Origin of the sequence: Prochlorococcus marinus XMU1419 (assembly GCF_017695955.1) — a bacterium.
In the GTDB taxonomy this organism is placed as follows: domain Bacteria; phylum Cyanobacteriota; class Cyanobacteriia; order PCC-6307; family Cyanobiaceae; genus Prochlorococcus_A; species Prochlorococcus_A marinus_AD.
The window spans coordinates 382,425-397,848 of the sequence record NZ_JAAORO010000002.1; the positions used below are offsets into that span (position 1 = coordinate 382,425).

Sequence of the window (15,424 nt, forward strand, 5' to 3'; positions counted from 1 at the left end):
TTGTACTAAATGAATATTAGTTAATGGATATCAATTTTTTTTCAAAAAGATTTCTCAAACTTTTAGGTATTGGTCTTTTTATACCTTTTATATTTTTTGAAAATGATACAATAACTCAACAAATTAAAGCAGAAAAAAATTTAATTGCTGCTTCTGATAAAGACATCTTCTTATACAGGCAGATGGGGGCCTCATACCTTTGTATAGCTTCAAAAGCTGAAGTAGATTTTAATAAAGGCCTTGGTATTGCAAGTGCAACTTTTGCAAATGTAATAATTGGCAAGCATGGCGGGGCTATTAAACAATTAGGAAGCAAGAAACTTGACGAAAAGAAGTTATATAATGCTGGTACATTTCAGATTGTTGGAAGTGCTCTAAATATTTGTCCCGAAAGCATTCCAAAAAATATCAAAAATGATTATGAAAAAAGGTTGAAGAAACTTGTAAAGGAAAACAAAAAATAATTTTTTGATTACCTGAACATTGAACTAACAGAACTTTCTTCATGTATTCTCCAAATTGCTTCACCTAACATATTTGCTACTGAAAGGACTTTTAACTGTGGAAATTCCTCTTTAACAAGAACTGGAATGCTGTTAGTCACAATAACTTGTTCGAACAAATCCTTAGTACTTAGTCTTTCATAAGAAGGAGGTGAAAATACTGCATGTGAAGCACATGCGAATATTCTATTAGCTCCCTCTTTTTTTAATAGATTAGCTCCAGAACAAATTGTACCGCCAGTGTCTATCATATCGTCTATAAGAATAGCGGTTTTACCTTTAACTTCTCCAATAACTGTTAGACTTTCGGCAATATTATGAGCTGACCTCCTTTTATCAATAATAGCCAAAGGCGCATCATTCATTAATTTTGCAAATGCTCTTGCTCTTGCCACTCCGCCTACATCAGGAGATACAACCACAACCTCCTCTAAATTTAAAGTCTCTAAATAATCTATTAATACAGGTGAACCATAAATATGATCACATGGAATATCAAAATAACCCTGTATTTGAGCTGAATGTAAATCCATTGCAAGAACTCTATCTACTCCTGATTTTTCAAGTAAATTAGCAGTGAGTTTTGCTGTTATAGACTCTCTTCCAGATGTCTTTCGATCTGCCCTTGCATATCCAAAATAAGGTATTACCGCTGTTATTTGTCTGGCAGATGCCCTCTTGCAAGCATCAACCATAATCATAAGTTCCATTAAGCTATCGTTAACAGGAGCGCATGTAGGTTGTATTAGAAATACATCGCAACCCCTAATAGATTGCTGAATCTGAACATAAAGTTCTCCATCAGCAAATCTTTTAGATATTAAAGGTACATTCTCAATACCCAAATATGATGCAATTTCTTCTGCTAATTTAGGATTTGTTGTTCCACTTACTAACCTTAATCTACTATTAGTAAGATTAAAATTTGGTTCTTTATTCTGCACTGCCGTGATAAAACTAGTCACGAAATTAGCACTATAAAACTATATACTTATCGTAGTCGTTTATGTGAATTTCGCAAAAGATAATGTCTAGATGTTTTCAAAAGTCACATCTTTCTAGCAAAATTGCAAAAAAAGTTTATTAAAAATTAGAATTCACCTCTTGTTTATTAGAAAATTACTCAGAATGGAGATTTGTCATTTAATAAAAATTTGTTTAAGGTTTAATTTAGATAATTGATATTAATTTTAAAGAATCAAAATATAATTAAAAATGCCTATTCAAACAGTACTTACAAAAAAATCATTAGGAATACTCATGCATCCATCATGTATCCCCGGAGGAAAAGTATGTGGAACTTTTGGAAGAGGTGCAAAGGAGTGGATTAAAAAGCTTCATAAGCATGGAATCGAATACTGGCAATTTTTACCTCTTACTCCAACTGATTCTACAGGGTCCCCATATAGTTCACCATCTAGTTTTGCACTAAACCCATGGTTTCTTGACATAGATTATTTAATTGATAATGGTTTTATCTTCATTTCTAATAAAGAAGAATTAGGATTCTCAAGTCAGAAAGATAATCATTTTAATTTTAATAATGCGGATAATTTAACAAAAAAATTAGGCTACCTACTTTTACAAGGTTGGAGCTCCCAATCAGTAGAAAGAAAACTCAATTTTCATAAATGGATTAGTAGAAATTCTTGGGTTGAAGATTATGCAACATTTGTTGTTATAAGAGAAGAATTTAATATGTTACCTTGGTGGCAATGGCCTAAAGAATTTAAAATAAAAAATAAGAATTTTATAAAATCATGGATTAAGGGAAAAAGTGAAAAAATACTTATCAAAAAGTTAATACAGTGGCATTTAGATTCACAATGGAAAGAAATTAAAAACTTTGCAAAATTATATAATGTTAAGTTGATTGGAGATTTGCCCTTTTATGTTTCCAGGGACAGTGTCGACGTATGGAGTAATAAATCCTTATTCTCAATTTTTAAAAATGGAGATTTGATCTTTCAAAGCGGAGTGCCACCTGATTATTTTTCATCGACAGGACAATTATGGGGAACCCCAACTTACTTTTGGTCAAAACACAAAAGGTCTAATTTCGATTGGTGGAGAAAAAGATTTAAAAGGCAATTTGAACTTGTTGACTTGTTGAGATTAGATCATTTCAGGGGTCTGGCAGGTTACTGGAGAGTTAATGGCAATTCTAAAACAGCAATTAATGGCAAATGGATAAATTCTCCAGGGAGAACATTATTAAATAAACTTAAAAATGATTTAGGTACTGACTGTCTACCAATTATTGCTGAGGATCTTGGAGTAATAACACCTGATGTTGAAAAATTAAGAAAATATTTTGAACTACCTGGCATGAAAATATTACAATTCGCTTTTGATGGGAACGAAGATAACCCATATTTACCCAAGAATATTGAAGGAGAAAATTGGGTTATTTATACAGGTACTCATGACAACGCAACTTCCATTTCATGGTGGGAATGTCTAGAGAAAAACTCCAAAAAACGAATAAAAGATGAGTATAAATTCTCAGAAGATCCTTCATGGAGTTTAATAGAAATAGGCATGAATACAAATGCTAATCTCTTTATCGCACCAATACAAGATATATTATCTTTAGATGATTCAAGTAGATTAAATATACCTGGCACTACAAAAAACAACTGGAAATGGAAGTTAAATCGGCCCTTAGGAGAAATAGAAGACAATCTTAGGAAATTTAGTGATCTAGGAAATAGTTCTGGGAGAACTACAAAATAGGGACTTTTTAAATTTTATTTTTCAATGATTTTGTTTTCAATATTTTGAATCTCTATTACATTTACGTTCAAAATAAAATATCTCTTCAATATAAACACAGTAAGAATTAATATAAAAAAATACAAAAGGGTTCCCTGCCAAGTATTTATTAGATCGAATTTGTTGATAATAAAATTATTATTTTCTTTCTTAGAAGTTTCTACTTCTCTAGTTGCTAATTTTTCTAATGTATTTTTTTTTAATCCTAAGCAATCCTCTAATTTAAATAATATTGATCTTATAAATGGATACTTTGGTCTAGTATTTTTATAATTATTTTCAATAGAAATTATCGTCTGTTCAGGAATTTTTGAAATACATGACAGTTCTTGAATTGATATATTTTTTTGAATTCTAGTTTCTTTTACTAATCTTGCGATTTCTCCATACTGGTCAACTAATGCATGATTTACTTCATTATTAATTACTGATTTTTTTTTAAATGAAAAAAGAATTTTAAAAATATTCATTCCATAACTCCAATTTCATTAATTATTTGATTACTCAATTTCAAAAGTAATTACTATATAAATTTTAATCATTTTAGATTTATAAGTAAAATTATTAGAAGTAAAAATAAAAACTAAGCTGGAGAAATAATATTTTGAACTGCACTTTTTGCAATATTCAAAGGACTAAATGTATCTCTAATTAAACTTAAAAGTTTTTTTGCATCAGTTAATTCTAATTTATCATCTTTTATAAGGCTTAAAAGAAGATTCTTCCGAACTTCAGATCCTTTATTACTGACAATTAGCTTTAATCCGGCATTCGCAACCGGTATAAGGTCTGAATTAATATTTTCAGAATCTTTAAATAAGATATTTAATAAACTTTCTACTTTTTCTATTTGAATTCTACCTTTTTTATCAAAAACGACTTCCAAAAGAATTTCTAAAATCTCCTCAGAATTATCTGTAAGTAATTTTTTAGCTATATAAGGATATGCGATTTTTAAAATTTTAAATTCAGGATCTAGTCTTAGTGCTAAACCCTCTTGACTAACAACTGCTCTTATTATTAATGCAAACCTACTAGGCACTCTAAATGGATATGAATACATTAGTTTTGAGAATTTATCAGTTACATTTTTAAGATTAAAATTTCCGACTTCAGCGCCAAAAGATCCACCTAAAACTTCTTTTAATGGTTCAACAAGTTTTTGAAGATCTTGTTCTTTAGTTAAAAAACCTAATTTTTGAAAATCTTTTGCGAGAAGATAATATTCTTCATTTATTATGTGAACAATAGCCTTAATGAGTGTGAGTCTATCTGAATTTGTAATTGTATCCATCATTCCAAAATCTACATAGGCTAAATTTCCATAATTTGCATTTCCACCTTTAAGTGCAAACATATTCCCAGGGTGTGGGTCAGCATGAAAATATCCATATTCAAATAGTTGCTGAAGACCACTGATAACACAAGTTTTCACAAAAGAGGAAGGTATTAAGTTATTTTCCTCCAATAGAGCACTATCTTTTAACTTGACTCCATCAATCCAAGAGGTCGTGATAATTCTCTTTGATGAAAACTGTTTTTCCAATTTAGGTATAAAAACATATGGGTTATTTTTGAATAAATTTGCAAACTTTAAAGCATTTTCACCTTCTTTTTCATAGTCAATTTCATCAAAAAGCGCCTTGCCGAATTCATCAATTATCTCTCCAATTCCAACACCAATATTTAGTGGTAGAAATGGTGACAAAAAAGTTGCTAAAAACCTCAATATCACAACATCTCTTCTTATGAGAAAGTACAAATTTGGCCTTTGTACTTTTACGGCTACATAGGTATTGTTTTTTGTTTTTGTTTTGTAAACCTGACCTAAGCTTGCTGAGGCAATAGGTCTCTCAGGGAAATCATCAAATAATTCATTAGGTGGCGATCCAAGTTCCTCTTCTATAATTTTTAACGCAATTTTGTGATCAAATGCGGGGAGATTATCCTGTAAATTAGTAAGTTCTGTCAGCCAGTCTTGTCTAACAAGATCCGGTCTAGTTGAAAGTGCTTGACCCAATTTTATAAAACAAGGTCCTAAATCTGTTATTACGTCAAAAAGATATTTTGAGAGATTTTTTTGTACATTTTTATTTTTACTGTTACCTTGAAAAAGTATTCTTAAAAAAAGAAAAATAAAAGTTAATAAGATATATAAAACTCTTGGGATAAAAATCCATGGTCTTAAAATCAACCATATTAAGTCACCTTTTGCTGAGTATTGAGAATAAGACCTTGTCATTAAAGTTAAAAAATATTGAAGAAGGATCCTTAACTAAATCATTCTATATATGTAAATAATACTTTATGAGCATTTCTTCATTTCTAACTAAAAAGTTTTTAAAGTCACTTTTCTTTCCCTCTCATAACAGAGGGGCAGCTTTACCCAAGAAATTAGTGAAATTATTAAAAAAACAACCTGGTTATTGGGACTTACCGGAACTCCCGGAGATAGGCTCACCTTTATCCCAAAGCGGATTAATTGCAAAAACTCAAAGAGAATTTTCCGAGAGATTTGGGGCCAAAGGTTGTTTTTTTGGAGTCAATGGAGCCTCTGGATTAATACAATCAGCTGTAATGGCTATGGCAAATCCAGGAGAAACTATCCTGATGCCTAGAAATGTCCATATAAGTGTTATAAAAATCTGTGCGATGCAGAATATACAACCAATATTCTTTGACCTAGATTTTTCATCAGAAAATGGTCATTACAAACCAATCACAAAAAACTGGATGAAAAATGTTTTTAAAAAAATAAATCTATATGAGAAAAAAATTGTAGGTGTAATTCTTGTAAGTCCCTCTTATCATGGTTACGCGGGAGATTTAGGGCCTTTAATAGATCTTTGTCATAAAAAAAATTTACCTGTTTTGGTTGATGAAGCCCATGGTTCTTATTTCCTTTTTTGTGAAAGCCCTAACCTACCAAAATCCGCTTTAATATCAAATGCTGATTTAGTCGTTCACTCATTACATAAGTCCTTAAATGGTTTGACTCAAACGGCTGCACTCTGGTACAAAGGGAATCTAGTAAATGAGCAAAAATTAATCAAGAGTATCAATTTATTGCAAACTACAAGTCCAAGTTCCTTATTACTTTCTTCTTGTGAAGAATCTATTAAAGACTGGCTTAATAAAAAAAGTTTATCAAAATATCAAAAAAGAATTTTAGAGGCAAAAAGTATCTTCAAAAAATTAATCCAAAAGAATATTCCTCTCATAGAAACTCAAGACCCATTAAAAATAGTATTGAACACCTCTAAGGTTGGAATTGATGGTTTTACTGCTGATAAATTTTTTTATAAAAATGGTCTTATTGCTGAATTGCCAGAAATGATGACTCTAACTTTTTGCTTAGGGTTTGCGAATCAAAAAGATTTTCTTAATTTATTTGTAAAGTTGTGGAATAAATTACTATTAAATTCAAAAAAATCAGACACTCTTAAAGTACTACAACCACCCTTTAATTTAGTTGAAGCACCTGAAATTGAAATTGGCGTTGCTTGGAGAAGTGAGACTCTCAGTATTCCTTTTTCGCAATCATTAAATAAAATATCTGGAGATATTATTTGCCCTTATCCTCCTGGGATACCTCTAGTAGTTCCTGGAGAAAAAATTGATATCCATAGATTTAATTGGATAAATAATCAAAGTTTATGCAACAAAGATCTGTTAAATTTTAATATAAGAGTCATAAAAACATAGAAATTTGATATGAGATTGAGAAGCGGGTTACTTATAGGAATATTTGGTTTAATTGTTGTTTTGTTAGGGGGATGGTTTTTTACGTTGGCAACAGCCTTACTTACTTATTTAGCATTATTAGAATTTTTTAGGATGGCTGAATTTAAAGGAATAAAACCAGCTACTAAAACCACATTATTTTCATCTTTCGTTATTATCATTTCTACTTATCTTGAGACTATTGGCTTGATTGAAGGGGAAATTTCAAATTCAATTTTACCTATCTGTTCAGTTGGAATATGCACTTGGTTACTTTTACAACCAAAACCTGGAACAATTTCAGATATTGCTGCCTCTATTTTTGGTTTATTCTATTTAGGTTTTTTGCCTAGTTATTGGATTAAGTTAAGGGGATTAGATTCAGTAATAATAAATTCTAATCAAAGTTTTATTTCGTTTGAAAACTTATCAAATACTACCGGTATGCATTTAACTTTAACTTCTTGTTTTTTAATTGTAGCTAGTGATATTGGTTCTTATTTTATTGGAAAGTCATTTGGCAAAACATCTCTTTCTCCAATATCTCCGAGCAAAACCATAGAAGGTTTAATTGGGGGAATATCCTGTTCAATTTTATTAGCAATATTTTTCGCATTTTTACTTAATTGGGAAAATCCATTATTAGTTGGAATCTTATACGGAATTTCCATTTCTCTTATGGCATTAGTTGGAGATTTAATTGAATCAATGATGAAGAGAGATGCAAAAATAAAAGACTCTGGAACTTTCTTGCCAGGACATGGAGGCGTTCTTGACAGAATTGATAGCTACATTTTTACTCCATCTGTTTTGTATTACATTTTTATAATTCTCAAGTATCTAAATTAATTATGAAATTTTTTATTCCAAAAAATAATCTTGAATAATTTTACTAGATAATAATGGTAAATCGACATGAGGTAGATGACCACAATTTTGCAACCCTATAAAATTTAATTTATCAATTTTTTTTATATTTTTAATCTCTTTTTTTCCAAGAATGCGATCATTTTCTCCACATACTGCTTTGATTGGGATATTTTGAATATATTTGTGTGTTCCAGCGAACCCTCCACTTTTTGCAAATGATGCAAGTGAATTCCTCCATCCTTTACAACCTAAATGAATTGAAGCAATTTGCTCTTCCATTTCACCAACACATTCATCTGGGAAAGCAAATGCTTGTCTACAGAGACTTTTTCTGACCTGCTGCAATCCTAAAAATGAGGCCCCTATTTGGTTAAAAGGGAAAGGTATACTCTTAGGTTCTCCAAACAATCCTGCGGGAGATAAAAGGACAATTTTATCAACAGAATCAGGGATTTCAAAAGAAAGTTTTAAAGCTGTTGAGCCTCCCATAGAGGCACCAATAATTTTTAGATTCTTTGTTATTTGTAAGGTCTTAATGAGATCAATTAAAAATGAAATTATCTTATTAGGATTGTATGAATTTGTTGCACACCTAGGGCTAAAACCAAATCCTAATAAATCAGGAATTATAACTTGAAAATTTCTTTTTAATGATTGATATATTCTCCTAAACTCCAAAAAACTACTGTCAAAGCCATGGAGGAGAAGTATAGGTTGACCTTTTCCTCCAATAACCACAGGGAATTTCAAAGAGTTCCAGTTCTCATTGAGTTTGATCCATTGCACATCGTTTGCCAAATAGAGGCCTAAAGGGTCTAATAGGGAATTTTTGGCACTCTCAAAAAAATCAACATTTAAATCACTAAGTTGTTCGAAATGGGATTTAGTCAAAAATGATTAAATTTTAATTTTTTGTTGTTCAAAATTTGCAATGACCTCTACTATGTCCTGTTTATGAATCTCAAAAGGCAAAAAGTGTATCTCAGATTTATCTCGACAAGTAAAATCAGCAATTTTCTCTAAATTATTATCTTCAAAAACATTTATTCCAAGTTGTGCAATAGTAGTTGGCAAATTCAATTGTTTCATAAGTAACAACAATTGTTTAGTTGATTGATCAGCTAATTTATTATTATTTTTAATTTCTTCTAGTCTTAATTGTAATAGTAAGCCAACCCCAACAATTTCACCATGTAAGAATTTGTTTGGAGTAATTATCTGAGTAATTGCATTATGAATAGCATGTGCAGCAGCAGTCCTACACTTTTCTCCTCCAATACCGCCTACTAATCCTGCCGTAAGTCCACAAGCGTCTACAGTATTTCGCCAAGAAGGATTGTTTACGAATTCACCCTTAAAAGCTTTTTCTCCATTAATTAATAGTTGATCTCTTAAAACTCTTGATATTTGAATAGCTTGTTGAACAAGACCATCATCTATTGTCGAACTTGTTATTGAAGATTCATACCATTTTGCCAAAGCATCTGCTATGCCACTCGCAAGTGTTCTTGATGGAGCTGTTTGAATAAATTCATGATCATATACTAAGATTTTTGGACAAGAACTCAATGCAACATCCTTTATGAATTGACCATTTTTTGTATAAATATTAGATAAAGCAGTCCAACCTGCACAAGTAGAGGCACTAAGAGGAACTGTAATACAAGGGATATTAAGACAATCAGCAATATATTTTCCAGTATCAAGAACTTTGCCACCTCCAGCTGCGATAACAGAATCATGATTATTGTTTAAAATCAAGTTCTTAATTCTTGAAATATCTTCATAACAACAATCAAAATATAAATTAGCAGAGCAAGGATTGAGGTTTTTATTTTTTAGATCTCTAATAATTTTATTTCTCAGTTTAAGGGTATGACTGCTTCTACCTAAAATTAATGGAATTTTAGTTAATTTAGAAATTTGAGGTAAAGCTTTTTCCCAAGCGCTATCCCCCCTGTATATAGTTTCTGGAGAGATTAACTGCATATTTAATTAATTATTAGAAGTTAGCACTCGCTAACTCTTGAGGAGATTCTTCAGAAGTGATGTTAATTGTAACTTTTTTATTATCATCAATATCAACTATAGCCTTATCTCCATCTTTTATTCTCCCTGAAAGAACTTCTTCCGCCAAGCTATCCTCTAGTAATCTCATAACTGCTCTTCTCAAGGGTCGTGCTCCATAAGAAGGATTGTAGCCTTCTTCAACAAGTCTTTCTTTAAAAGCATCAGTTACACTTAATTTGATACCTTTATCTTTTAATCGAGCAAAAACTTCTTTCAACATTATTTCAGCAATTTCTTTAACTTCGTTTTTAGTTAGTTGCCTGAATACAATTATTTCATCTAATCTATTTAAGAATTCAGGTCTGAAATATTGCTTTAGTTCTTCATTAACTAAAGATCTTATTCTATTGTATTGACTATCTTCAACAGAGTCGCCAGAAAACTCAAATCCTAAACCTCCGCCGCCTTTCTCAATAACTTTAGAACCAATATTAGAGGTCATAATTAGCAGAGTATTTTTAAAATCTACTGTCCTGCCTTTGGAATCAGTTAATCTACCATCTTCTAGAAGCTGCAACAATAAATTAAAAACATCAGGATGAGCCTTTTCGACTTCATCAAATAGAACAACTGTATATGGCCTTCTTCTCACAGCTTCAGTAAGCTGACCTCCTTCATTAAAACCAACATAACCTGGCGGGGAACCGATAAGTTTACTGACTGTATGTCTTTCCATAAATTCTGACATATCTAATCTAATCATCGCTTCTTCACTCCCGAAAAAATATGAAGCTAATGATTTAGTTAATTCAGTTTTTCCTACACCAGTAGGTCCAGAAAAAATAAAGCTTGCAATTGGCCTATTGGGATTTTTCAGACCAACTCTTGCTCTTCTGATAGCTCTAGAAACAGCCTTAACAGCTTCATCTTGTCCAATCAACCTTTGGTGAAGCGTTTCTTCCATATTAAGAAGTTTCACTGATTCCGTTTCGGTTAATTTTTGAACTGGAACACCGGTCCACGATGCAACAATATGTGCTACATCCTCTTCGCTAACAAGTGGGTTTTGAATTGGTTTCGAGTCATTTTTAACTGAGTTAGTGTCAATATTAGATTCGTCATCAGCTGTGGAGTCTTTTTTGTTTTCGAGTACCTCCTTAATTTTTGCAGACAATTCCATTTCTTTTTCTCTTAATTGGCCTGCTTGATCAAAATTTTGATCTCTAACAGATTCTTCCTTTTGTTTTTGAATTTGCCTAAGTTCTTTGTCAATCTGTTTAGCTTCAGGTGGGAGTTTTGAATTTATTAAACGAACCCTACTTCCAGCCTCATCTATTAGGTCAATTGCCTTATCAGGTAAAAATCTATCCGATATATATCTATCACCTAAATGTGCTGCGGCTTCTAAAGCATCATCAGTAATTTTTAAACGATGATGTTGTTCATAACGCTCTCTAAGACCTTTTAAGATTTCGATTGTATCTTCAATAGATGGTTCTCCAACCATGACAGGTTGGAATCTTCTTTCTAATGCTGCATCTCTTTCAATATGTTTTCTATATTCGTCGAGTGTTGTTGCACCGATACATTGAAGTTCTCCTCTTGCTAGTGCCGGTTTCAAAATATTTGCAGCGTCGATAGCCCCCTCAGCAGCGCCAGCGCCAATTAAAGTATGGACTTCGTCAATAACAAGGATTACGTTGCCTGCAGATTTAATTTCTTCCATGATTTTCTTTAATCTTTCCTCAAATTCACCTCTATATTTTGTACCAGCGACCAAAAGACCTATATCAAGGGTTAAAACTCTTTTGTCTTCGAGTATGTCGGGTATATTTCCTAACTGTATTCTTTGAGCTAAGCCTTCTGCAATAGCTGTTTTACCTACACCAGGTTCTCCAATAAGAACAGGATTATTTTTAGTTCTCCTCCCTAATATTTGAACTACACGGTCAATTTCTGAATGACGTCCGACAACAGGATCAAGTTTTGATTCACTTGCAAGTTTTGTTAAGTTTGTTCCAAATTCATCAAGGGTAGCTGTTTTTAAATTACTTTTACTTGAATTAGCTCCTGAACCTACTTCAGCAGTTTCACCAAGCATCCTTATAACTTGAGTTCTTACTTTTGTAAGATCAATACTTAGATTCTCTAGGACTCTTGCAGCTACCCCCTCACCTTCTCTTATTAGACCTAAAAGTAAATGTTCTGTTCCAATATAATTATGTCCTAATTGACGGGCTTCTTCCAGAGAGAGTTCAAGAACTCTTTTCGCCCTTGGAGTAAAAGGTATTTCTACAGCAACAAAACCAGAACCTCTTCCAATTATCTTTTCAACTTCTATTCTTGAGTCTTTTAAATTAACCCCAAGCGATTTGAGGACCTTTGCTGCTACGCCTGTTCCTTCACCAATTAAACCTAATAAAATTTGCTCTGTTCCGACAAAATTATGACCAAGTCTTCTAGCTTCCTCTTGGGCAAGCATAATGACTTTTATTGCCTTTTCTGTAAACCTTTCAAACATTGCAAGATTAAATCCTATTAATAACCTACCAGTAATATGTCAATTTTGTGTTCAGAATGAGCTTTTGTGAATACCCAAAAGTAATTTTTATCATGTTTGAAATTAACTTTTTCAGTGATATAGCAATAAATTATAGTAATTCAAAGCATTCTGGTAATCCGAACAATTAATTTTTTTGTTATTTTCTTATTAATTTTTTTTCTTTTAAAAGAGCATCAGATCCATCCTTATAATAATTTCTCCTAACTCCCACAGTAAAAAAATTAAAGCGAAAATAAAATTTTTCAGCGATAACATTTTTCTGCGAAACTTCCAGAAGTAATTTATTGATATTTAATTTTTCACACTTTTTAATTATGTGATTCATAAGTAAAGATCCATACCCTTTTTTTCTGAATTTCTGATTTACTACGAAATAATTTATTTGTGCTTCATCAACAACGACATGAAAAACGCATAATCCTATTATTAAATTTGAAACTAATAATCCAAAGACATTTATCCCTTCTTTTTTGAATTCTTTAGCCCATTGCTTTTTACTCCATAAGGAAATAGTATTTGAATCCAATTCATAACATAAATCAATATCTTTCTCACTTATTTGTCTAATTGATATCATCTTATAATAAATTAAATATATCGAAAAGTTTGAATTTTAAGTCATTATAAAAAATGGCAGTTTAAGCATAACACTACTCAGAATACTCACATGGAAGAAAAAAAATCCTTTTTAAAAGAGAAGATTGACATCAATAGTCCTAATAAAAATATCGTTCCAATCTCTACATCTATAGGAAGCGACGGGAAATTATCAATTGGTGGATGTTCTATTGAAGAATTAGTGAAGAGATATGATTCTCCACTTTACATCTTAGATGAAATCACCTTAAGAAAGTCTTGTAGAGCCTACAAAAAAGCATTAGAAAAATATTACCCAGGAAAATCATTGCCAATATACGCCTCCAAAGCAAATAGCTCTATCTTCATGAGTAATCTTGTTGCCTCAGAAGGGTTTGGACTTGATGCGGTTTCAGAAGGTGAATTATTAACTGCTCTCAAAGGTGGAGTCCCAAATAAACATATTGTTTTTCATGGGAATAATAAATCAGACAAAGAAATAGAATTTGCAGTTAAAAATAATATTAAAGTGATTGTGGATAATGATTATGACTTAGAAAGATTAGAGGAACTATCAAATTCATTTGATCAAGACCTAGAAATAATGATTCGCTTTACTCCTGGAATAGAATGCCATACACATGAATACATAAGAACAGGATCATTTGATAGCAAATTTGGTTTTGGAATTGAATATTTAAATAATTTATTCGCCAGGATCAGTAATATAAAACATCTTAAATTAAAAGGAATACATGCACATATTGGTTCCCAAATTTTTGAACTAGATCCTCACAAGGATCTCGGCGAGATAATGGTAAATGTCATTTTAGAAGCTAAAAAGTTTGGTCATGATATTGAAGAATTAAATGTAGGCGGAGGTTTAGGCATAAAATATACAGAAAATGACGACCCTCCTTCAATAGATGAATGGGTAAAAACGATTTCCACTTCGATTGTTAAAGCTTGTAAAAAACAAAATATAGATTTACCTACATTAATGTGTGAACCCGGAAGATCTATTGTATCTACTGCAGGAATAACAATTTACAAAATTGGTGCTTTTAAAGAAATTCCAGGAATTACAACTTATTTATCTGTTGACGGGGGAATGAGTGACAATCCAAGGCCAATAACATATCAATCAAATTATTCTGCATGTTTGGTAAGTAATCCGTTTAATTTTAATTCTAAAAAAAAATACACTATTGCTGGAAAGCACTGCGAATCAGGCGATGTTTTGTTTAAAGAGATAGAACTAGCAGATTGCAAAACAGGTGACCTTATTTGTGTTTTTGGAACTGGTGCATACAATAATTCTATGAGTTCTAACTACAACAGAATTCCAAGACCTGCCGCTCTCTTGGTTTTTGATGGTGAAGCAGAGGTTATTCAAAAAAGAGAAAGTCCTTTGGATCTTTTAAGATATGATGTTCTACCTGATCGCTTTATTAAACAAAATTAGGTACATTTAAATTAATTTTGTTTTGAATGTGAATTTTTGGGGTATTATAAATCTTAAATTTTTATTAGATGTCTTATTTGCTGTTGGTTTCGGGCTTTTATTATTTTCTAGAGTAAAAGAGCAGAGAACACTATGGCTTTTGAGGGGGTATTTGTTTTTAGTTTCATCAGCATGGTTTATTCAAAGATATGCTTATCTCCCACTAACATCAAAATTAATTGACGCTGTAGTTCTTGCTTGCTCTCTATCTTTAGCGATCCTCTGGCAGGGGGAACTTAGAAGACTAATGGAATTATTAGGTACTGGTAGGCTAGCTGTATTGTTAGGGAATCCACCAAAGGAATTTAGAGCAACATCAAATACTATCACTCAGTTAGTTGATACCTCAGGTAAACTCTCACAGAATAGAAGAGGTGCTTTAATTGTAGTCGATTTGGGTAGTGATTTAAGGCCTGAAGATTTTTTATATTCAGGCACAACTATTGAAGCACAACTGTCAACTGACCTTTTAATAAATCTTTTCGCAACAGATACACCACTACACGACGGAGCAGTGCTTGTAAAAGGTAATAAAATTATATCTGCTGGTGTAATACTTCCTCTTTCTAGGCAAGGAATTAGTAAATATGGCACAAGACATTTAGCCGCATTAGGAATTACAGAAAGATTTGATAGGTGCATTTGTATTGTTGTTTCTGAAGAGACGGGTACGTTATCATTAGCAAATCAGGGAAAACTTGAAAGACCTATTACCAGCAGCAGGTTGCAGGAACTTCTTGTAAATTTAATTGGGAATCAAAACTCTATGGGGACAAGTAAATCATCTCTAAATAAAACAGCTTTATCCCAAGAGACGAACCCAAGTGATAACATAATCACTGAAATCAATGAGAAAGAATCTAATAAATCCGAAAGCTTCATTAACAAAAAGGATTAAAT

Annotated in this window: 13 protein-coding genes; 6 read left to right on the forward strand and 7 right to left on the reverse strand. The window is 31.8% G+C overall.

Translation table 11 applies throughout. The features are described from left to right. The first annotated feature begins 23 nt into the window (after window positions 1-23). Complete coding sequence (locus HA151_RS05805) at window positions 24-464, forward strand: Villin headpiece domain-containing protein (RefSeq protein WP_209106535.1); 441 nt, start codon at window positions 24-26, stop codon at window positions 462-464. Window positions 465-472: 8 nt separating this feature from the next. Here the strand turns inward: HA151_RS05805 and HA151_RS05810 are convergent, their stop codons facing one another. Beyond that, on the reverse strand, window positions 473-1,468 hold the full coding sequence (locus HA151_RS05810) for a ribose-phosphate pyrophosphokinase (protein WP_209106537.1): 996 nt from the start codon (window positions 1,466-1,468) through the stop codon (window positions 473-475). A gap of 250 nt (window positions 1,469-1,718) precedes the next feature. Here HA151_RS05810 and malQ point away from each other — a divergent pair, with 250 nt between their 5' ends. Beyond that, complete coding sequence (gene malQ / locus HA151_RS05815) at window positions 1,719-3,239, forward strand: 4-alpha-glucanotransferase (protein WP_209106539.1); 1,521 nt, start codon at window positions 1,719-1,721, stop codon at window positions 3,237-3,239. A gap of 14 nt (window positions 3,240-3,253) precedes the next feature. Here the strand turns inward: malQ and HA151_RS05820 are convergent, their stop codons facing one another. Together HA151_RS05820 and HA151_RS05825 are read right to left on the reverse strand one after the other, a co-directional pair. Beyond that, window positions 3,254-3,748 (reverse strand): helix-turn-helix domain-containing protein, encoded by a 495-nt coding sequence (locus HA151_RS05820; RefSeq protein ID WP_209106541.1) that lies wholly within the window; start codon window positions 3,746-3,748, stop codon window positions 3,254-3,256. Between the two features lie 113 nt (window positions 3,749-3,861). Continuing rightward, the gene (locus HA151_RS05825) at window positions 3,862-5,520 is read right to left on the reverse strand and encodes an ABC1 kinase family protein (protein ID WP_209106543.1); all 1,659 of its coding nucleotides are present in this window, start codon (window positions 5,518-5,520) and stop codon (window positions 3,862-3,864) included. 65 nt (window positions 5,521-5,585) lie between these two features. Here HA151_RS05825 and HA151_RS05830 point away from each other — a divergent pair, with 65 nt between their 5' ends. Continuing rightward, the gene (locus tag HA151_RS05830; RefSeq protein ID WP_209106544.1) at window positions 5,586-6,983 is read left to right on the forward strand and encodes an aminotransferase class I/II-fold pyridoxal phosphate-dependent enzyme; all 1,398 of its coding nucleotides are present in this window, start codon (window positions 5,586-5,588) and stop codon (window positions 6,981-6,983) included. 9 nt (window positions 6,984-6,992) lie between these two features. Then, on the forward strand, window positions 6,993-7,850 hold the full coding sequence (locus tag HA151_RS05835) for a phosphatidate cytidylyltransferase (RefSeq protein WP_209106545.1): 858 nt from the start codon (window positions 6,993-6,995) through the stop codon (window positions 7,848-7,850). A gap of 12 nt (window positions 7,851-7,862) precedes the next feature. Here HA151_RS05835 and HA151_RS05840 read toward each other — a convergent pair whose 3' ends face one another. The 4 genes from HA151_RS05840 to HA151_RS05855 all read right to left on the reverse strand — a co-directional run bounded on the left by HA151_RS05840 (window position 7,863) and on the right by HA151_RS05855 (window position 13,021). Beyond that, on the reverse strand, window positions 7,863-8,762 hold the full coding sequence (locus HA151_RS05840; protein WP_209106546.1) for an alpha/beta fold hydrolase: 900 nt from the start codon (window positions 8,760-8,762) through the stop codon (window positions 7,863-7,865). Window positions 8,763-8,768: 6 nt separating this feature from the next. Next, window positions 8,769-9,860 carry an iron-containing alcohol dehydrogenase gene (locus HA151_RS05845; protein WP_209106547.1) on the reverse strand — a complete coding sequence of 364 codons (1,092 nt, stop codon included), beginning with the start codon at window positions 9,858-9,860 and terminating at the stop codon, window positions 8,769-8,771. A gap of 13 nt (window positions 9,861-9,873) precedes the next feature. Then, on the reverse strand, window positions 9,874-12,402 hold the full coding sequence (locus HA151_RS05850) for an ATP-dependent Clp protease ATP-binding subunit (RefSeq protein ID WP_209106548.1): 2,529 nt from the start codon (window positions 12,400-12,402) through the stop codon (window positions 9,874-9,876). 178 nt (window positions 12,403-12,580) lie between these two features. Next, window positions 12,581-13,021 carry a GNAT family N-acetyltransferase gene (locus tag HA151_RS05855; protein ID WP_209106549.1) on the reverse strand — a complete coding sequence of 147 codons (441 nt, stop codon included), beginning with the start codon at window positions 13,019-13,021 and terminating at the stop codon, window positions 12,581-12,583. A 90-nt stretch (window positions 13,022-13,111) separates the two neighbouring features. Between HA151_RS05855 and lysA the strand changes: the two genes are divergently transcribed. After that, entirely contained in the window at window positions 13,112-14,485 is a 1,374-nt protein-coding gene (lysA, locus tag HA151_RS05860; RefSeq protein WP_209106550.1) for a diaminopimelate decarboxylase, read from the forward strand. A 28-nt stretch (window positions 14,486-14,513) separates the two neighbouring features. Beyond that, window positions 14,514-15,422 (forward strand): diadenylate cyclase CdaA, encoded by a 909-nt coding sequence (cdaA, locus tag HA151_RS05865; RefSeq protein ID WP_209106587.1) that lies wholly within the window; start codon window positions 14,514-14,516, stop codon window positions 15,420-15,422. Window positions 15,423-15,424: the final 2 nt, after the last annotated feature.